Below are 19,599 nucleotides of genomic sequence, written 5' to 3' on the forward strand. Positions count from 1 at the left end.
GCCGTTCTCTCGCCACGCGACGCGGACGGGCCAAGCCACCTTGGGAGCCTTTCCGAGACCGGCTTGTACTGAATGCGAATAATGGTCCGTCCGGCTGCCAATGTATCGGCGGCCCGATCTCTCGAACGCAGCCAGTGGTTGATCGATGAGGTGGGGTTTATGTTCAATATATTCGTTCAGGCATGCGGTACCGCGCTGGTGGTTGGTTTCGGCGCCGTGATGTTGGCCGCTGTGCCCCCGACCTCGACCTGCCGGGGAGTCTTGCAAGCTGCGGCAGCGGGCTACGTAATATATATGGTCATATCATGGATATTGTGGATCGGCCCCTCCAGGCTGGTCAGTCCCGACGCGGTCACATACGACAGGATTGCGTCCGAGGTTGCCAACTGGTGGTCGGGAGCATCGGCATCGCAACCGACGGTCCCGAGCGGAAAAGAACTATTTATCTATATCCTTGCGGTGCTCTACTTGCTGTTTGGTCATGCCCCACTAGCGGGCCTCGCAATTAATTCATTGATGTTCTCCTGGGTAATTCTTCTGGTGGGCGATGCCACAGCTAAGTTGGCCGGGCATCGGGCGGCGACTGTGGCATCTCGCCTGGTACTCCTCCACCCGGCGATGCTGATCTGGGGGACCCAACTGATCCGGGAGCCAGCCGCCTGGCTCTGTATTGCGGCACTATTGAATGTCGGTGTCCGAATCATTATCGGGGGGCTCACGAGACGTCGTTGTGTAGCCGTTCTTCTGGCGGGAAGCCTATTCGTGCCGACTCGCGCGACAATCGCAGTTTTTGTTCTGGCTGCTTTCATCTTTTCGTTGGTCGTGCTGGGCAGCGATCGACTTGTCCGAGGCTCGACGCGCCTACGTGGTATTGGAATGATGCTTGTCTGTGCTGCTCTCGTTGTGTTTCTGGCGCCGAGGTTCGGCGATCTCAATGTCTTCTCCCAACTCGATCCGTCCTCGATTGTTAACAGGCACAACGAATTGCGGACGACGGCCAGGACGGGTTTCGGAGGCGAAGTGGACCCAAGTTCAAGTTATGGTGGGATTCTTTCGCAGCTGCCTACGGCGCTTGCCATGGTCCTGTTCGGACCGTTCCCTTGGCAGTTTCCATCGACCCCTGTTTTCGCGGACGCCGATGCTCTGGCATGGTGGATCACCTGCGGAATGGCCGTTGCGGGGTGGCGTCACATTGGCCGGCCACGGTGGCTGTTTCTCGTCATGGCAATGACGATGACAATCATAATGGCCGGTACTCTGGCGAATATAGGAATAGTTATTCGGATGCGGGCCCAGCTGGTGGTGCTGGTGATCCCGCTCGCGGCGGTCGGCTTTACGCGAGCACGGGGTCAGGCCGGGGCGACAAGGCGGCGCGGTTACCTGGAACACCAGTCTCGGCGACCAGCGGTAGGGCTCCGTCGGGCGGGCGTGACCTAAAATCCGCGTGGAGACGGACGACCGAGTGGCCGGGCGACAGCGCACCTGTCCTGCGTGGAGACGCGGCCCCGCTGGGCCCGGTCTGGTTCGCCCGTGTTCATACGCGAGCGAGAGGAGCAGTCGCGTCCGAGTCCGCTGCGCGGTCGCGGGTTGGGTCCAGGCGAAGGGCCGACCTCCTCGACAGTGCGCGTCACCGGCCCGGGTGATCATTCAGGTCCCTCGCGGTGGGTGGTGATGTCGGGCTGATGGATGCGGTCCGTGAGGGCTCGGGGCCGAGTAGCCGGCTGCGTTGCCAAGTGTGATTGGCGCTGCGGCGCCGGCAGCCGATGTGATTGGTTCGCGGGATCCGGACGGTCCGCGGCGCGACGCGCAGCATGTGCTGTGACGCCAGTCTCGCTGCAGGCACGCCAGACCGTCGAGCCGAGGGCTGCGAACGCGCGGCTCGGGGAACGGCTGGCACGGATCGAGCACCTACGGTCGCGCGACTGCGTGACTCGTCGAGTCCGCTGTCCAAAGACCGTCTAGGGCCTGTTTGGGAAGTCGGTCAGCGTAGCCATTCGTTGATCGCTGCGATGGTGACCGTTGCCTCGTAGCGGACGGCGAGTTTTTCATAGCGGGTGGCGACCGCGCGGTGCTGTTTGAGGCGGTTGATCCCGCACTCGACGGCGTGGCGCTGCTTGTAGGCCTGCTTGTCGAACGTCGGTGGCCGCCCGCCACGCGGCCCGCGGTTGCGGCGGTGGGCGGCCTGGTCGACCTTCTCCGGGATCGTGCACCGGATCCCACGGCGACGCAGGTGGGCCCGGTTCGCCTTGGAGCTGTAGGCCTTATCCGCGAGCACGCGGTCTGGCGTCGTGCGCGGCCGGCCGGCACCGACCCGCGGCACCCGGATCGCAGCGAGGACGGCGGCGAACTGCGGGCTGTCCCCGCGCTGCCCTCCGGTGATCAGCAGTGAGAGCGGACGCTGACCCTGCTCCACCGCCAGGTGGATCTTCGTAGTGAACCCACCACGAGACCGCCCCAGCCCATGATCAGCCGGTTCGGTCTCTACGCCACCCGGGGACTCCCGTTGGAGATCCCCTTTTTCGACGCGCCCGCGGCGTGCTGATGAGCGCGGGCCACGGTCGAGTCCACCGACACATCCCAGGTAATCAGCCCCTCGGCGTCGGCCCGGGCCTGGAGCTCGGTGAGGATCTTCTTCCACGTGCCGTCGCGCTGCCAGTCCCGGAACAACCCGTACACGGTGCGCCAGTGGCCATAACGGTCCGGGACATCACGCCACGGCGTCCCGGTCCGCGTCCGCCACCGAATCCCGTCGATCAACTGCCGCCGGGTCCACGTCGGTGGCCTACCCGGCTTCTTCTTCACGTTCGGCAGCAACGGCTCCAACACAGCCCACTGCGCGTTCGTGAGATCACCCCGAGACACACAACAGATCATCCGAGCCGGATCCCACCGCCCGATCCACAGCCGGCCAGCACCCGCACTTACCAAACAGGCCCTAGGGCCCTGGAGTGATCTGGCCGGCCCGCCCGTGCGTAGACCTGGCTGTCGAGTGGTGCGGCTGCGGCGGTCCGGCCGGTTCGGTCCGGGGCCGCGTGACGCCCCGGTTCCGCAGTTCGTGGGCACACAGTGAAGATCGCTGACGTGAAGTCGCAGGTAGCGGGCTTGTCGACCACGGAAATTCGGGCTCGCGGTGCCGAAAGTGTGGTAACACGACTGGTCTGATCGTGGTTGCTCCACCTGGGTCTGTGTGGTTTGGTGTGGGCATGTACCTGCGGTTCACGCAGCGGCGGAACGCCGACGGGTCGGTCGTGCGCTACGTCGCGCTGGCCCACAACCACCGCGTCGATGGGGCGGTCAAGCCCCAGGTGCTGATGAACCTGGGCCGGGTCGAGGCGGTCGACGTCGGCGGGCTGCGCCGGTGACGACCGCCCTCAGCCCGACCCAGAAGGCCATCTACCAGGACGTCTCCATCGCACCACCCGCCCGGGTCACCGCCTTCGACCCCAGCTGATCACCCCGCAGCAGCCCTGCCAGGGCCGGCCAGGGCGTGGACACACGCCCTCTCCCGGCCCCAGGGCTCCGGCGTGATCGCGTTCTGACCGGTGTTGTCAGGGGAAGCCGTGGAGATCGAGTGCGGCGGTCGGGGTGGTGTGATCGCGGCGGCCGTGTGGGATGAAGCGGTAGCCGGTCCGCCGCAGCCTGTTGATCACTGCGGAGCGGATCGTGGCGAGGTTCGCTGGGCTGTTGGCGGTGCGCAGGGTGGAGGCGTCTTCGCCGAAGCTGACGTCCCGGACGTAGTGGACCTTGTTCTCGATGGTCCAGTGCCGGCGGGCGTGGGCGGCGAGGGCCGCGGGGCTGGCGGTCCGGGCGGGTTGGTCTGTGATCGCGTAGACGGTTTCGCGGCTGGGTTTCTTTCCCTTCGGGCGGCGCCAGCGGGTGATCCGGACCGCCTGGGTGGCGTGCGGGAAGGCCAGGAACCCGGCGGTGGCTGCCTTCAGGACGCGGGTCTCGTCGCGGCCGTGTCCGTGGTCGCGACAGGTGTCGGCGACCGGGATGTCGGCCCAGGGCAGCCCGGCGAGCTGGGCGTACAGGGTCGGCTGGTTGCGCTTCACGACCGCGACGTAGTGGGCGTTCTTCTCGGTGACGAGCCAGTCGAGGTTGGCTCGCACGGTATGCATCGCGTCGAACGTGACCGTCACCCCGGCCAGGTCGAGTCCGGCCAGCAGCGGCTGGAAGGCGCTGGTCTCGTTGCTTTTCTGATCGACCTCGACCTGGCCGACGAGCAGCCCGCCCTCGTGGGTCGCGGCCCCGAGCAGGTGCACCCGGGTGCCGTCGGGCCGTCGGGCACCGCGGCTTGTCTTCCCGTCCACCGCCACCGCCGGCCCCGGCCCCTCCTTCTTCTCAAGGTTCGCGGGTAGTGGCTCGTCACCGAGCAGCGCGGCGGCCAGCGCGTCCCGGTCCAGGCGGGCCAGCAGCCGTCGTAGCGTCGTCTCGTCCGGCACGAGATACGCCCGGTGAACGGGTCGAACGGCAACCGCAGCCGGCCCAGCTCCGCCGGGCCCGCCCGCGCGGCCCACTGCCCCACAGCGCACACGGCGTCATGGCCCGCGGCGGTCAGCGCGCACGGCAGCACCGCCAGCAGACACGGCAGCACCGCCAGCAGACACGGCAGCACCGCCAGCAGACACGGCAGCACCGCCAGCAGACACGGCAGCGGGTAGACCCGCCCCCGCGCCGAGCGCGGGTCCGGCACCTTCGCCAGCCGCTCCCAGATTTCCTCCCGCAACACGCCACCGGCTCCCACCATGCCGGCCGCGGCGCGGGACAATGCCACCACAGGCACGCCGCACCCCAGACCACGAAGACGTCAGACATCTCCGTGATCTACAAGCGGCGTGCCTCTTCCTTTGCCACCGACACGTGCCCCAGCCGTGTCCCCCACGCACCGAAGCCCTGATCACCAGACCGAGGGGATCAACCGGTCAAATCGCGAGCACGCCGGAGCCCTGCTCCCGGCCCTACACGTGTTTCCCCAGGTCAAAGCCGTGATCAGCAGATTCGTGTGACCACCAACTGCGGAACTCGGGTGACGGTGCCTGGCCGCCGGTCCCTCGCCACTGCGTACAGAGCTGGCGGAAGGTAGGAGATTGATTCACAGAGGGTAATCGCTAGTGGCGTGTGCGACCTCTGTTCTCCTGGTTCGTATACCCGGTGCGGCCAGGAATGGCCGCAGGCTTCCATATGCGATCGGTCGGGCTCCGTCGCGTTTGGCGCGAATCATTCTTGATCGAATGCGCGACACGGCAATCACCCGGCGGCTACTTAGTGTAGTGATGATCTTACCTGAAGTAGATTCTGGGCATGGGCACTGCGACGCTAGTGAACTCTCGGCAGCGGTCGATCCCTCGTGCGGCCGCGCTGACAGACCCGTCCGCGCGGCCGCCTGTCAGCGAGGCGTGGTCCGTTGAACAGGTACATCTCGCCGGCATGAAACGGGCGGCCGATGTCGCCGGGGCCCTCGCGGGCCTGGCCTTGACAGCGCCGGTACTGGCGGCCGCCGCCGTCGCCATCAAGGTGGACGACGGCGGGCCGATGCTGTTCCGCCATGAGCGGGTCGGTGCTGGCGGTGAGCCGTTCACGATGCTCAAGCTACGGACGATGACCGTCGGGGCTGAGCGCCTGGGGCTGGGCCTGGTTGCTGCGCACGACGATGCGAGAACGACCCGGGTTGGGCGGGTGCTCCGCCGGACCAGCGTTGACGAGTTGCCACAGTTGGTCAACGTGCTGGCCGGGCAGATGAGCCTCGTCGGACCACGGCCGACGGTCCGAAGCCAGGTAGAGCAATACTCCCACCGCCAGCGGCGCCGGCTCGCGGTACGACCGGGCCTCGCCGGCTGGGCCCAGGTCAACGGCCGTAACCGGATCTGCTGGGCGCGCCGCATCGAGCTGGACCTGTGGTACATCGAGAACTGGAGCCTCTGGCTCGATCTGAGGATCATGGCCCGGGCGCTGGTGGCGGCGCTGGCCGGTGCCGGCACGTACGGCGCCGGCGGCGTGACCCAGGACTTCGGGAGCTGCGGAGACGGTGACGGGGATTGCCGCTGCGCGCCGTCGGCGGACCTCTCCGGGCACCGGAGCAGACGAGCCGGCTGGGGTCTCCCGCGGCGCCGCCCGGAGATCGACCGGGGCGACATCGCGCCGTCGCACTTCGTCCCACGTCAGCGCGAAAGTGAGGACGGGCTGAGTCCCGCCCCGGCGAGCCCCGCATACGCCGACGCCGCCAGCCGGCAGGAGCGGCCGCGGCTGGTGCTGTCGGGGAGCTCGGAATGACCGAGTCCGGGCCCGCGGCGGCCCGTAGTGTTACTGTGCCGCCGGCCGCCGCTCTCCCCCTCCCGCGCGGCGGCGACGTGCGCGAGGCCGGGAGGCCAGCCGCGGCGGCGCCCTCCTGGCCTGTCTTCGGCCCCGAGGAGGTCGCCGCCGCGGTCGAGGCGCTCAACAGCGGCGCGGTGAACTATTGGACGGGTACCCACGGACGCCGGTTCGAGCAGGAGTTCGCGGCGGCTGTCGGATGTCAACATGGTGTGGCCGTGGCCAACGGGACGGTGGCGTTGGAGATCGGGCTGCGGGTCCTCGGTATCGGGCCGGGTGACGAGGTGATAGTGCCAAGCCGGACCTTCTTCGCGTCCGCGAGTGCCGTCGTCGCGCTCGGTGCGCGCCCGGTCGTGGTCGATGTGGATCCCGACTCTCAGAACCTCACCGCCCGGACGGTCGCGGCCGGACTCACCTCTCGTACCAGGGCCATCGTCGCGGTGCACCTCGCCGGGTGGCCCGTCGAGATGCCGAGCCTGCTGGAGCTCGCGCGTCGGCACAGGCTTGCCGTCATCGAAGACTGCGCGCAGGCCCACGGCGCGCGCCTGCACGGACGCCCCGTCGGTTCCTGGGGCGACGTGGCGGCCTGGTCCTTCTGCCAGGACAAGATCCTCACCACGGCGGGCGAGGGGGGGATGATCACAACAAACGACGCGGCTCTTCACCGAGAGGCGTGGTCCTACAAGGACCATGGCAAGAGCTGGAGCAAGACCCGCACGGCTCCCAGCGGTGTTGGGTTCCGCTGGCTGCACGACTCCTTCGGCACGAATGCCCGGATGCACGAACTCGCCGCCGCGGTAGGCCGCGCCGCTCTGCCGCGGCTGCCGGCCGACCTCGTGGCACGCCGCCGGAACGCGGCGATCCTCGCCGAACGGCTCGCCGGGCTGCCGGCCCTGCGCGCGACCGCACCGCCGCCATGGGCCGAGCACGCCTACTACCGCTGGTACGCGTTCGTCCGGCCGGAACAACTGCGGGACGGATGGGATCGGGACCGCGTACTCGCCTCCCTTGTCGCCGCAGGCGTGCCGTGCAGCGTCGGATCCTGCGGCGAGATCTACCGGGAAGCGGCCTTCCCGGCCGCCTGGCGGCCAGCACGGGAACTGCCGGTCGCCGCGGCGCTGGCCCGCACGTCGCTGGCCTTTCTCGTCCACCCGACCCTCGAACCCGAGGACATGCACCACTGCGCGGACCTCATCGTCAGCGTCCTGTCTGAAGCGAGCACGTGCTAGCCAGCCATGAGGAGCCAACTATGAAAGTCGTCGTCACCGGCGGCGCCGGTTTCATCGGTTCGCACGTGTGCGAGGGACTCGTCCGACGGGGTGTCGCCGAGGTCGTGGCCTTCGACGACCTCAGCACCGGCAGCGCGGCCAACGTGGCCGGCACCGGTGTCGACCTGGTCGAGGGCAGCCTCTTGGACTGGTCTGCCGTAGCCGCCGTCGTAGCCGGCGCGAGTAGCGTCGTCCACCTCGCCGCGTTGCCCTCGGTGCCCCGCTCGCTGGCCGACCCACTGGCCTCCCACGAAGTCAATGTGACTGGCACGGTGCACGTACTCGAGGCGGCCCGTGCGTGTGGGGCGCACGTCGTCATGGCTTCGTCGTCGTCCGTGTACGGCGCGCAGAGCGCGCTGCCCAAGACCGAGGACATGGCGCCGCGGCCGGTCAGTCCCTACGCCGCGAGCAAGCTCGCCGCCGAGAGCTACACCCTGGCCTACGCCCGCTCGTTCGCCGTGCCCGCGCTCGCCGTCCGGCTGTTCAACGTGTTCGGGCCGCGGCAGCGGGCGGACAGCGCCTACGCGGCGGTCATCCCCCGGTTCATCCAGGCCGCCATCGCGGGCACGCCGCTGCAGGTCCACGGAGACGGAAGACAGACTCGGGACTTCACCTTCGTCGGATCCGTGGCCGACCGGCTCTGCGAGGCGGCCATCCGCCGGATCGTCCATGACGGGCCGGTGAACCTCGCCTTCGGGTCGCGCACCAGCCTGCTGGCGATCGTCGGCCTGCTGGGCGAGATCCTCGGCCGGTCGCCGGACATCGCCCATGTCGCGGCGCGGCCTGGTGACGTGCGTGACTCCCAAGCTGGCACAGAGATCCTGAACCAGCTGTTCCCGGGAGCGGAACCGCACGACCTGCGAGGCGCGCTGGCCGAGACCGTCGCCTGGCACGTCCACCGGGCGGCCTCCTGCGCGCCGTCCGCCATGGTCGGATCCACGGGGGCGTCGCTGGTGCCTGCGCAAGCCCCGGTCGGGTGACCAGCGCGGCTCGGACGCTGTCACGTTAAGTATTTGACTGATAACGTTGAGTGCATGAGTGATCTCGGGAAGCTCGTCGTCGTCGGGCAGGGCTACGTGGGCCTGCCGCTGACCATGCGGTCGGTCGCGGCGGGCTGGCACGTCGTCGGCGTCGACGTCGACGAGTACCGGGTGAAGCGGCTGGCCGTCGGCGAGTCCTACATCGACGACGTCACCGATGGGGACCTGCGGGCGGCGTTGGCCACCGGTCGTTATGAGCCGGTTGCCGATTACGGCCCGGCGGCTGGATTCGACGTCGCCGTGGTCACCGTGCCGACCCCGCTGCGTGACGGTGTCCCTGACGTGCTGCATGTCGGCGAGGCTGGCCGCCGCCTCGCCCCGCTGGTGCGGCCGGGAGTGACGGTGGTGCTCGAGTCCACCACCTACCCCGGCACCACCGAGGAACTGTTCGGCCCGCTGCTGGAGGCGGGCTCCGGCCTGGTCGCCGGCCGGGACTTCCGGCTTGGCTACTCGCCGGAGCGCATCGACCCTGGCAACCGAACCTGGAACCTGGGAAACACCCCGAAGGTCGTCTGCGGGGTCGACGAGGCGTCGCTCGCCGCGGTGCGCGCCTTCTACGACACGATCGTCACCCAGACCGTCCCGGTCAGCTCCACCCGGACCGGCGAGCTCACCAAGCTGCTGGAGAACACCTTCCGGCACGTCAACATCGCGCTGGTCAACGAGCTGGCCATGGTCGCGGGCCAGCTCGGCGTCGACGTCTGGGAGGCGATCGACGCCGCCGCCACCAAGCCATACGGGTTCATGCGGTTCACCCCCGGCCCGGGCGTCGGCGGGCACTGCCTGCCGATCGACCCGTCCTACCTGTCCTGGCGGGTCGAGCGCAGCGTCGGACGCCCGTTCCGGTTCGTGGAGCTCGCCAACGACATCAACGACCACATGCCCGACCATGTCGTCGCCCGGGTGGGCCTGATGCTCAACGACCGCGGCCGGCCGGTGCGTGGCAGCCGGATCTTGCTGCTCGGCCTGTCGTACAAGAAGAACAGTGGCGATGCCAGGGAGTCGCCGGCGGTGCGGGTCGCCACGCTGCTCGCGGGGCTCGGCGCGGACGTCCGGGCCACCGACCCGCACGTCGACCCGGCGCAGGTCCGCGCCCCGGTCCGGCTCGTCGAGCTGGACGAGGCGGAGCTCGCCGCCGCCGACCTCGTCGTCGTCCTCGTCGACCACGACCTGTTCCCGCGCGGCCTGGTCACCCGGTTCGCCCGCGTGGTACTCGACACCCGACGCTGGCTGCCGCCGGCCCCGGTCGTCCCGGCCCAGCGCCGCGCCCCGGACGCGGAGAGCCTGATCGTCCCGGCGGCCGCGCGGGTGGAGTCGCTCTGAAACCCGCCGACCGCCGGCCGGATGCCGCCTCGGTCCCCCCGCCCGCTGATGCTTCCGCTATGGCGGCGTCCCCCGACGCCGCGCGGGCCTCGGCCGTCCCGCGCCCGTCGGCGCCCGGGGCTCCCGGTGGCGTGCCGGCCGCGGAGCCGCCCGTTCAGGCGGCCGCGCGGCCTTCGCACCCAGGTGTCGCGCCGCCCATCGATCTCGCCCTGTTCGGGGTGGCGATCGCCGCGCGTGGCCGTCCCGGCCGGACCGGCGCGCAGGAGGCGGCCTGGACCGTGCTGCACCTGGGCGCGGCCGACGACGAGCACGGCCGGGCCAGTGCGGTCGACCTGCTCGCCGGCCTGCGCCACGCTGGCCAGCCGGCCCGGCTGCGCCTCGTCGGCCCGCTGCCGCAGGCGCAGCGCGGCCGACTGCTGGAGCGGGCCACCGACGAGGGAGTGGTCGGCGCCCTCGACCTTCTCGGTGCGCGCGCGCCGCACGAGATCGCGCGGCTGCTCGTCGAGGCCGCGCTGCTGGTCGTTCCCGTCCCGGCCGGCCTCGTGGCGCGGCCACGCCGTGACGTGGCGGGGGCGGGCCACGCGCTTGACGACGGGGCCCTCGTCGCCGTCGCGCTGGCCGGGTGCGCCGCCGGCACGCCCGTGCTCGCTCCGGATCTGCCCGGGATGCGCGCCCTGGCCGCCGAGCTGCCCGAGGTCACGCTGATGGCGCCGAAGGCACCGGCCGAGGCCTGGGCGCGGGCCGCCGCCGGCCCACTGCCCGTCCCGCCGACGCCGGACGAGCGCTGGACCGCGCTGCGGCGCCTGCGCCGCTCGTCCTTCTGCCAGGACCGCCCCGCGCTGGGCGCCGCCGCCGCCGGGGGCCCGGCCAGCCAGCCACCGCGCGGCTGACCGGCGCCCTCCTCCAGATCTGTGAGCTTTCTGATAGCCCTGGGGTTCCGCGACGCCTGGGCCGACACGGCCTCTCATCAGCGCTATAGTTAGCAAAGCTAAGTAACTCGCTGGCGATGCGACCGTCACCGCGTCCGCCGAGGTGTGGGCGGCCGGGTTGGGAGTGCCAGGATTGGGGCGGGGCGGCGACCGACCGACCGACCCGTGTTTGACCGTGCCCTCCGCTGGGCTAACCAGGCCGGGCGGGTGCGCCGAGTCGACGGAACGCGGCGCGTTGGGTGTGACAGAAGGAGACGACGAGCATGGACAGCTTCGGGAGCCTCGGCGAGCTGGTAGTAGGGGAGCGCGCCTACACCATCCGACGGCTGGACGCGGTGCCCGGTGCTGACCGCCTTCCCTACAGCCTGAAGGTGTTGCTGGAGAACCTGCTGCGCACCGAGGACGGCGCGAACATCACCGCCGACCACGTCAGGGCGCTGGCGAACTGGGACCCGAAGGCCGAGCCCAGCCAGGAGATCCAGTTCACCCCGGCTCGGGTGATCATGCAGGACTTCACCGGGGTGCCCTGCGTCGTCGACCTCGCCGCGATGCGCGAGGCGATGGTCGCCCTCGGCGGCGACCCCGCGAAGATCAACCCGCTGGCGCCGGCCGAGATGGTGATCGACCACTCGATCATCGCCGACCACTTCGGGCGCCCGGACGCGTTCGACCTGAACGCCACGCTGGAGTTCAGCCGGAACAGGGAGCGCTACCAGTTCCTGCGCTGGGGCCAGGCCGCGTTCGACAACTTCACGGTCGTCCCGCCGAACACGGGCATCGTCCACCAGGTCAACCTGGAGTACCTGGCCCGCGTGGTCTTCACCAAGCAGACCGCCGAGGGCACGCTGGCCTACCCGGACACCCTGGTCGGCACCGACAGCCACACGACCATGATCAACGGCCTGGGTGTGCTGGGCTGGGGCGTCGGCGGCATCGAGGCCGAGGCCGCGATGCTCGGCCAGCCGGTCAGCATGCTCATCCCGACCGTCGTCGGCTTCAAGCTGACCGGTGAGCTGCCCGCCGGCACGACGGCCACCGACATGGTGCTGGTCATCACCGAGCAGCTGCGCAAGCACGGCGTCGTCGGCCGGTTCGTCGAGTTCTACGGCGAGGGCGTCACGTCCGTCCCGCTGGCCAACCGGGCCACGATCGGCAACATGAGCCCCGAGTACGGCTCCACCTGCGCGATCTTCCCGGTCGACCAGGAGACGCTGAACTACCTGAAGCTGTCGGGCCGCCCGGCCGAGCTGATCTCGCTGGTCGAGGCGTACGCCAAAGAGCAGGGCCTCTGGCACGACCCGTCCCGCGAGGCGGGCTACACCACCACGTTGGAGCTCGACCTCTCGACCGTCGAGCCGTCGCTCGCCGGCCCGAAGCGGCCGCAGGACCGGGTTCCGCTCGCCTCGGCGAAGCCGAAGTTCCGGACCGCGCTGGCCGACTACGCCAAGGCCGTCCCGCTCGCCGCGGGCGGCGCGGACGAGGCCGACGACGAGTCGTTCCCGGCCTCCGACTCGCCGACCGCGATCAGTGACAAGCCGTCCGACGTCCCGGCCTCGTCGAACGGGATCGCCGGCGACCTGGCGGGCCGCCCGTCGAACCCGACCGCGGTGACGCTGGCCGACGGCACGTCGTTCTCGATCGACCACGGCGCGGTCGCGATCGCCGCGATCACCTCGTGCACCAACACCTCGAACCCGCAGGTCATGATCGGCGCCGCGCTGCTCGCCCGCAACGCCGTCGAGAAGGGCCTGAGCCGCAAGCCGTGGGTCAAGACCACGCTCGCGCCCGGGTCCAAGGTCGTCATGGACTACTACAACCGCGCCGGGCTCGTGCCGTACCTGGAGAAGGTCGGCTTCAACCTGGTCGGCTACGGCTGCACCACCTGCATCGGCAACTCCGGCCCGTTGCAGGAGGAGATCTCCGCCGGGATCAACGAGGGTGACCTGGCCGTCGTCTCGGTCCTGTCCGGCAACCGGAACTTCGAGGGCCGGATCAACCCGGACATCAAGATGAACTACCTGGCGTCCCCGCCGCTGGTCGTCGCCTACGCGCTGGCCGGCACGATGGACGTCGACCTGGTGAAGGACCCGCTGGGCCACGCGCCGGACGGCAGCCCGGTCTACCTGCGCGACATCTGGCCGACCGAGGCGGAGGTCGCGGCGGTCGTCGCCGAGGCGATCACCTCGGACATGTTCGAGCGCGACTACGCCGACCTGTCCGGCGACGAGCGCTGGCAGTCGCTTCCGGTAGGGTCGGCCGGCCCTGGAGGTGAGGTCTCGCAGACCTTCGACTGGGCGCCCGACTCGACCTACGTCCGGCACCCTCCGTACTTCGAGGGCATGGCGAAGACCCCGGCCCCGCGCACCGACATCGTCGGCGCCCGGGTGCTCGCTGTCCTCGGCGACTCGGTCACCACCGACCACATCTCGCCCGCCGGCAACATCAAGAAGGACTCTCCCGCCGGCCGCTACCTGACCGAGCACGGCGTCGGCGCCGGCGACTTCAACTCCTACGGCTCGCGGCGCGGCAACCACGAGGTCATGATCCGCGGCACGTTCGCCAACATCCGGCTGCGCAACCGGCTCGCCCCCGGCACCGAGGGCGGCGTCACCCGCCACCTGCCGGACGGCGAGCAGATGGCGATCTACGACGCCGCCCAGAAGTACGCCGCCGAGAGCGTGCCGCTGGTCGTGCTGGCCGGCAAGGAGTACGGCTCCGGCTCGTCCCGCGACTGGGCCGCCAAGGGCACCGCGCTGCTCGGCGTCCGGCTCGTCATCGCCGAGTCGTACGAGCGCATCCACCGCTCGAACCTGATCGGCATGGGCGTGCTGCCGCTGCAGTTCGCCCCCGGCGACTCGGTCGCGTCCCTGGGCCTCACCGGCGAGGAGGTCTTCTCGGTCACCGGCCTGTCCGAGATCAGCGAGAAGACCACGACGCTGACCGTCCAGGCCGGGGACAAGTTCTTCGACGCCGTCGTGCGCATCGACACCCCCGGCGAGGCGGACTACTACCGCCACGGCGGCATCCTCCCCTACGTCCTGCGCTCGTTGATCTGACGATCCAGCCACGCGTGACTGCTCTACCAGGGGCCCGGGGCTACTCCCGGGCCCCTGGCCGTGCGTGGGTTTCCGTACCATGGGCTGATGGGTCAGGCACTGATGGATCGGACACCCTTCGATGAGAGACCTAGATCGACGGCCGGCTGGTATCAGCGGCGATACCGTGTGGGAGTGGCTATGACGCTGAGACTTACCGATGAGGAGACAGAGGCGCTGCGGCGCCGCTCCGAGGTAGAGCAGCGTTCGATGCAGGAGATTGCACGTCAGGCGATCCGGGAGTACACAGAGGCGCACGGTCGCGCAGAGCTACTCGACCAGGTGCTCGACGACGAACTGCCGCGTTATTCAGAGGCGTTGCGCCGGCTCGGCGAATGAACCGGTCGGACCGCGATGCTCTACCTGACCCTTCCTGAGCTGCTCCACGTCGCTGGGCGCATGCTCGGCGCCAGGCCCCTCGTCCGCGACCACGGCCTGCTGGCCTCTGCGCTTGCGCGCCCGCGTTCTACCGTGCCTGGGCGGGACGCCCACCCATCGCTCGACCTCAAGGCCGCCGCTCTGGTGCATTCCCTGGCCCGTGACCACGCCTTGGTGGATGGGAACAAGCGTTTGGCGCTTGCCGCCGCCATGGCCTTCTACGGCTTCAACGGTCGCCGTCTGTCCCTGACGAACGACGAGGCATACGACCTGGTGATCAGCATCGCTGAGGGGAAGCTGGACACGGTTGAAGAGATCGCGGCGGTCCTTGCCGGTGGCACCGAACCACGGTGACGTGACTGGAGCGGGACCAGCCCCAGTCGTGGGCGGGCTCACAGCAGCCCAGTGAGCCGCCACCGGCGGCGATTGAGGCCGGGTTGGCAGGATGACGGCGTGAGGACCTTTGCACGCGCCTTCCCGGCGTCCGATGCCCGCGTCACCCGAGGCGAGGAGTGGCGAGATGGCTGATCGGCCGGGGGCTGAGGAACTGCTCGGGCTGGCGGTGGACGTCGCGACTGAGGCGGGGCAGCTGGCACTGCGCGGGCGCGCCGGGACAGTGGCGGCCGAGTCGACCAAGTCGTCGCCGACAGACGTCGTCACCGCGCTCGACCGGGCGTCCGAGGAGCTGGTGGCCAGGCGCTTGCTGGAGGCCCGGCCGGACGACGGGATCCTCGGGGAGGAGGGGGCCGACGCGACCGGGACGTCCGGGGTGCGCTGGATCGTTGACCCGATTGACGGGACGGTCAACTTCCTCTACAACCTGCCGAACTGGGCCGTGTCCCTGGCCGCCGAGGTCGATGGCGAGGTCGTCGCGGGGGTCGTCTACGCGCCGGCGCTCGGCCGGACCTATACGGCACTACGCGGGGGTGGCGCGGCCATCGACGGCAGGCCCCTGCACGTCTCGGCGGTCGACAGCCTCGCCATGGCCCTGATCGCCACCGGGTTCGGCTACACCGTCGAGCGCCGTACCGCCCAGATCAACGTGCTGACGAGGGTGATCCCGAAGGTCCGGGACATCCGCCGGATGGGCGCCGCGTCGCTGGACCTGTGTGCCGTCGCCGCCGGCACCCTGGACGGCTACTACGAGCGTGGCCTGAAGCCCTGGGACCACGCCGCCGGTGGCCTGATCGCCGCCGAGGCCGGTGCCGTCACAGGCGGCCTCGACGGAGCACCCGGCAGCGAGGCCCTCTACATCGCCGCCCCGCGGGCGATCTTCACCGCGCTCGCGTCCCTGCTCGCGGAGGAGCCCCGCGCCGACCGTGACTAGGGCCGCCTCCCCAATCTTGGGTGCTCGGCCGTCCAGCAGCACCTTCGTGCCCGTGATCACCCTTTGGGCCCTCAAGCGGTCGCAGAAACGCCCTGGTCACAACCACGCAGGGGCCGAGGCGGCGATCAACGGGCTGGCAGGCGGTGCCGTAGGCGCTGGCCTGGTCAGGGCCGGGTGGGTTTCGGGTCGCCGTGGCGCGGTCAGACACCGCCAGAATCGGCCGATCGGCTTGGGGAGGCGTTGGCGGCCGGCGACCGCCACGCCGTGCACCGTTGGATTAGCAGTTTGCGATCACCCGTAGGATTTAAGGGTGGTGTCAACAGACGAGGGCGCGGCGACGCAGCCGGCGGCCCGGACGATTCCAGCGAAGCCGACTCTCGACGGGGTCGAGGGGCGCTGGTCGGCGGTATGGCGGGATGAGCAGACGTACCGGTTCGACCGCACGGCCGACCGCGAGCGGGTCTACTCGATCGACACGCCGCCGCCGACCGTGTCCGGCTCGCTGCACGTCGGCCACGTCTTCTCGTACACGCATACCGACCTGATCGCCCGCTATCAGCGGATGCGCGGCCGTGAGGTCTTCTACCCGATGGGGTTCGACGACAACGGCCTGCCGACCGAGCGGCGGGTGCAGAACTACTACGGGGTGCGATGCGACCCGTCGGTCGGCTACGACCCCGAGTTCACGCCGCCGGCGAAGCCGGGCAAGGACCAGATCCCGATCAGCCGGCGCAACTTCGTCGAGCTGTGCGAGAAGCTGACGATCGAGGACGAGAAGGGGTTCGAGGACCTCTGGCGCCGGCTCGGCCTGTCCGTCGACTGGACGCACACCTACGCGACGATCGACGCGCGCTCGCGCGCCGTCGCCCAGCGGGCGTTCCTGCGTAACCTCGCCCGCGGCAACGCCTACCTGTCGGAGGCGCCGACGCTGTGGGACGTGACGTTCCGGACCGCGGTCGCGCAGGCGGAGCTGGAGGACCGCGAGCGGCCCGGCGCGTACCACACGCTCGGCTTCGCGAAGTCGTCCGGTGACGGTGAAGTGGCCATCGAGACGACCCGCCCGGAGCTGCTGGCGGCCTGCGTCGCCCTGGTCGCGCACCCGGAGGACGCCCGCTACCAGGCGCTGTTCGGCAAGACGGTGCGGACGCCGCTGTTCGGTGTCGAGGTGCCCGTCGTCGCGCACCGGCTCGCGGACCCGGAGAAGGGCTCCGGCATCGCGATGATCTGTACCTTCGGTGACCTCACCGACGTCATCTGGTGGCGTGAGCTGAACCTGCCCGCCCGCGCGGTGATCGGTCGTGATGGCCGGCTGCTCGCCGACCCGCCGGCGGCCATCGACAGTGACGCGGGCAAGGCCGCCTACGCCGAGCTCGCCGGCAAGGCGGTCAACGCCGCGCGCACCCGGACCGTCGAGCTGCTCACCGAGTCCGGCGCCCTCAAGGGCGAGCCGCGGCCGATCAGCCACCCGGTGAAGTTCTACGAGAAGGGCGACCGGCCGCTGGAGATCGTCTCCACGCGGCAGTGGTACATCCGCAACGGTGGCCGCGACGAGGAGCTGCGGGCCGCCCTGCGTGCGCGCGGCGGCCAGCTCAACTGGCACCCGGCGCACATGCGGGTCCGCTACGAGAACTGGGTCGACGGCCTCAACGGCGACTGGCTGGTCTCCCGGCAGCGGTTCTTCGGAGTGCCCTTCCCGCTCTGGTACCCGCTCGACGCCGACGGCGAGCCGCGGTACGACGCACCGATCGTGGCGGCCGAGGCGACGCTCCCGGTCGACCCGTCGACCGACATACCGCCCGGCTACACGGCCGAGCAGCGCGGGGTGCCCGGCGGGTTCGAGGGCGACCCGGATGTCATGGACACCTGGGCGACGTCGTCACTGACCCCGCAGATCGCCGCCGGCTGGATCGACGACCCGGACCTGTTCGCCAAGGTCTTCCCGATGGACCTGCGCCCGCAGGCGCACGAGATCATCCGTACCTGGCTGTTCTCGACCGTGGTGCGCAGCCACGAGGAGCACGACTGCCTGCCGTGGTCGGACGCGGCGATCTCCGGGTGGATCCTCGACCCGGACCGCAAGAAGATGTCGAAGTCCAAGGGCAACGTCGTCACGCCGATGGGGCTGCTCGAGGAGCATGGCTCCGACGCGGTCCGGTACTGGGCGGCATCAGGCCGGCCGGGTACCGACACGGCGTTCGACGTCGGCCAGATGAAGATCGGCCGGCGGCTGGCCATCAAGATCCTCAATGCCAGCCGGTTCGCGCTCGGCATCGCCGCCGGCGCGGACCTGGCCGCCGGCGGTGCGGCCGGGGCCGGCGCCGTGTTCGCCGGCCACGCCCGCGGGGACGCGTCCGCCGAGGCGACGGGGGCCGCGGTGACCGAGCCGCTCGACCGGGCACTGCTGGCGACGCTGGCCGACGTGGTCGACCAGGCGACGGCGGCCTTCGACGGCTACGACTACGCCCGCGCGCTCGAGATCACCGAGTCGTTCTTCTGGACGTTCTGTGACGACTATGTCGAGCTGGTGAAGGGCCGGGCCTACGGCGGGGCGGGGGAGACCGGGGCGGCGTCCGCTCAGGCGACGCTCGCGGTGGCGCTCTCGACCCTGCTGCGGCTGTTCGCGCCGTTCCTGCCGTTCGTCACCGAGGAGGTCTGGTCCTGGTGGCAGGCCGGCTCGGTGCATCGTGCCCGCTGGCCGCTGGCTCCGGAGCTGCGCAAGCTGGCCGAGTCGGCACCCGCGCGCCAGCTTGAGGTCGTCGGCGTGGTCCTGTCCGCGGTGCGGCGGGCCAAGTCCGAGGCGAAGGTGTCGATGAAGGCCGAGGTCGCGTCGAGCCGGGTCACCGCCGAGCCCGACGTGCTGGCTCTGCTGGGGCCGGTCGCCGCCGACCTGTGCAACGCCGGCAGCATCGCCGACCTGTCGCTGGTCGCGGGCTCCGGCGAGCTCGCCGTCGCCGTCGACCTGGCGCCCAAGCCCGCCGCGGTCTGACCGCCGGCCGTCCCTCGACTGGCGGATGACCGGAGCCTGACGCCCGTCGCGGGTCCCGGACTCGGGGCCCGCGGCGGCCAAAGCCAGTGATCATGGGTGTCGACGGGCGCGGCTGAGGGCCGGCGTGGTGCACACACCGCGTCACCTCGGCGGCGCAGCCCGTCGCTGTGACCGGCGTCGCGGTCGGGAACCGCGCAGCGAGAGCGGCATCGGGCCCACCGTTCGCGGGAAGATGACCGGGGACGCCAGGTCCCGGCAGTTCACCGTCAGCAATCGCGCCGCCGGGCCGCCGGCGAGCGGCAGTGCCGCGGCCCGCGGTCCGGGCAGGTCTGGGAGGCAGCAGCCTTGGCTATCTACGCGCTCGGGGACCGGGTTCCCGACATCGACCCGTCGGCGTACGTGCATCCGGACGCCACTGTGATCGGGTCGGTGACGATTGGCCCCGAGTCGTCGATCTGGCCGCGGGCGGTCCTGCGCGGGGACACCGGGCTGATCATCATCGGCGCCCGGACGTCGATCCAGGACGGCACCGTCGTGCACACCACCGCCCTGCACCCGACCACCGTCGGCGATGACTGCGTGGTCGGCCACCTCGCCCACCTGGAGGGCTGCACGGTGGACGACGGGGCACTGATCGGCTCGGGCTCGATCGTGCTGCACAACGCCAAGGTCGGCACCGGTGCCATCGTCGGCGCCGGGGCGGTCGTCAGCAACAACGGCGTCGTGCCGCCCGGCGCGATGGCACTCGGCGTCCCGGCGAAGATCCGGGAGGGCGCGGCGAACGCGGCGGGCATCGCCCTGGCCGCCGAGCACTACGTCGAGAACGGCAAGCTCTTCCGCGCGGAGATGCGCCGCCTCGACGCCTGATCTACGCCCCGGCGGGGCCGGCTCCCACGCCGTGGCGCCGAAGCGGTCTGATTTCGCGCCACGGTGTGGGACTGAGG

General features: G+C 70.4%; 15 protein-coding genes. 13 read left to right on the forward strand and 2 right to left on the reverse strand.

Annotated elements, in window-relative coordinates:
- The first annotated feature begins 138 nt into the window (after positions 1-138).
- Positions 139-1,437 carry a hypothetical protein gene (locus tag FRADC12_RS31680; protein WP_157488999.1) on the forward strand — a complete coding sequence of 433 codons (1,299 nt, stop codon included), beginning with the start codon at positions 139-141 and terminating at the stop codon, positions 1,435-1,437.
- 544 nt (positions 1,438-1,981) lie between these two features.
- Here the strand turns inward: FRADC12_RS31680 and FRADC12_RS30375 are convergent.
- A protein-coding gene (locus FRADC12_RS30375; protein ID WP_198153017.1) for an IS5 family transposase occupies positions 1,982-2,862 on the reverse strand; the annotation gives its coding sequence in 2 pieces (ribosomal slippage) (positions 1,982-2,512 and positions 2,515-2,862; 879 coding nt in all).
- A 341-nt stretch (positions 2,863-3,203) separates the two neighbouring features.
- On the opposite strand from FRADC12_RS30375, the gene FRADC12_RS31685 reads away from it, so the two are divergent.
- On the forward strand, positions 3,204-3,362 hold the full coding sequence (locus FRADC12_RS31685; protein WP_157489000.1) for an IS1634 family transposase N-terminal domain-related protein: 159 nt from the start codon (positions 3,204-3,206) through the stop codon (positions 3,360-3,362).
- Between the two features lie 186 nt (positions 3,363-3,548).
- Here FRADC12_RS31685 and FRADC12_RS23320 read toward each other — a convergent pair whose 3' ends face one another.
- Positions 3,549-4,442 carry an ISAs1 family transposase gene (locus FRADC12_RS23320; protein ID WP_052711112.1) on the reverse strand — a complete coding sequence of 298 codons (894 nt, stop codon included), beginning with the start codon at positions 4,440-4,442 and terminating at the stop codon, positions 3,549-3,551.
- A 985-nt stretch (positions 4,443-5,427) separates the two neighbouring features.
- Between FRADC12_RS23320 and FRADC12_RS23325 the strand changes: the two genes are divergently transcribed.
- The 11 genes from FRADC12_RS23325 to FRADC12_RS23375 all read left to right on the forward strand — a co-directional run bounded on the left by FRADC12_RS23325 (position 5,428) and on the right by FRADC12_RS23375 (position 19,522).
- The gene (locus tag FRADC12_RS23325) at positions 5,428-6,270 is read left to right on the forward strand and encodes a sugar transferase (RefSeq protein WP_084011136.1); all 843 of its coding nucleotides are present in this window, start codon (positions 5,428-5,430) and stop codon (positions 6,268-6,270) included.
- Positions 6,267-7,538 carry a DegT/DnrJ/EryC1/StrS family aminotransferase gene (locus FRADC12_RS23330; protein WP_084011137.1) on the forward strand — a complete coding sequence of 424 codons (1,272 nt, stop codon included), beginning with the start codon at positions 6,267-6,269 and terminating at the stop codon, positions 7,536-7,538. Before FRADC12_RS23325 ends, FRADC12_RS23330 begins: the two co-directional genes overlap by 4 nt.
- A gap of 20 nt (positions 7,539-7,558) precedes the next feature.
- Positions 7,559-8,557 (forward strand): NAD-dependent epimerase/dehydratase family protein, encoded by a 999-nt coding sequence (locus tag FRADC12_RS23335; RefSeq protein ID WP_045878231.1) that lies wholly within the window; start codon positions 7,559-7,561, stop codon positions 8,555-8,557.
- Between the two features lie 54 nt (positions 8,558-8,611).
- Complete coding sequence (locus FRADC12_RS23340; protein ID WP_045878232.1) at positions 8,612-9,940, forward strand: nucleotide sugar dehydrogenase; 1,329 nt, start codon at positions 8,612-8,614, stop codon at positions 9,938-9,940.
- Between the two features lie 59 nt (positions 9,941-9,999).
- Positions 10,000-10,830, forward strand: a complete 831-nt coding sequence (locus tag FRADC12_RS23345; protein WP_232303994.1) for a glycosyltransferase family protein — start codon at positions 10,000-10,002, stop codon at positions 10,828-10,830.
- A gap of 302 nt (positions 10,831-11,132) precedes the next feature.
- On the forward strand, positions 11,133-13,925 hold the full coding sequence (locus tag FRADC12_RS23350) for an aconitate hydratase (RefSeq protein WP_045878234.1): 2,793 nt from the start codon (positions 11,133-11,135) through the stop codon (positions 13,923-13,925).
- A 180-nt stretch (positions 13,926-14,105) separates the two neighbouring features.
- Positions 14,106-14,303, forward strand: coding sequence for a ribbon-helix-helix protein, CopG family (locus FRADC12_RS23355; protein ID WP_045880108.1), 198 nt, complete (start codon positions 14,106-14,108; stop codon positions 14,301-14,303).
- Positions 14,304-14,318: 15 nt separating this feature from the next.
- Positions 14,319-14,696 (forward strand): type II toxin-antitoxin system death-on-curing family toxin, encoded by a 378-nt coding sequence (locus FRADC12_RS23360; protein ID WP_045878235.1) that lies wholly within the window; start codon positions 14,319-14,321, stop codon positions 14,694-14,696.
- A 166-nt stretch (positions 14,697-14,862) separates the two neighbouring features.
- The gene (locus FRADC12_RS23365; protein WP_045878236.1) at positions 14,863-15,669 is read left to right on the forward strand and encodes an inositol monophosphatase family protein; all 807 of its coding nucleotides are present in this window, start codon (positions 14,863-14,865) and stop codon (positions 15,667-15,669) included.
- A 310-nt stretch (positions 15,670-15,979) separates the two neighbouring features.
- Positions 15,980-18,655, forward strand: a complete 2,676-nt coding sequence (valS, locus tag FRADC12_RS23370; protein WP_045878237.1) for a valine--tRNA ligase — start codon at positions 15,980-15,982, stop codon at positions 18,653-18,655.
- A gap of 345 nt (positions 18,656-19,000) precedes the next feature.
- The gene (locus FRADC12_RS23375; RefSeq protein ID WP_045878238.1) at positions 19,001-19,522 is read left to right on the forward strand and encodes a gamma carbonic anhydrase family protein; all 522 of its coding nucleotides are present in this window, start codon (positions 19,001-19,003) and stop codon (positions 19,520-19,522) included.
- The last annotated feature ends 77 nt before the right edge of the window (positions 19,523-19,599 follow it).

It is taken from the genome of Pseudofrankia sp. DC12, from assembly GCF_000966285.1.
Classification (GTDB): Bacteria; Actinomycetota; Actinomycetes; order Frankiales; family Frankiaceae; genus Pseudofrankia.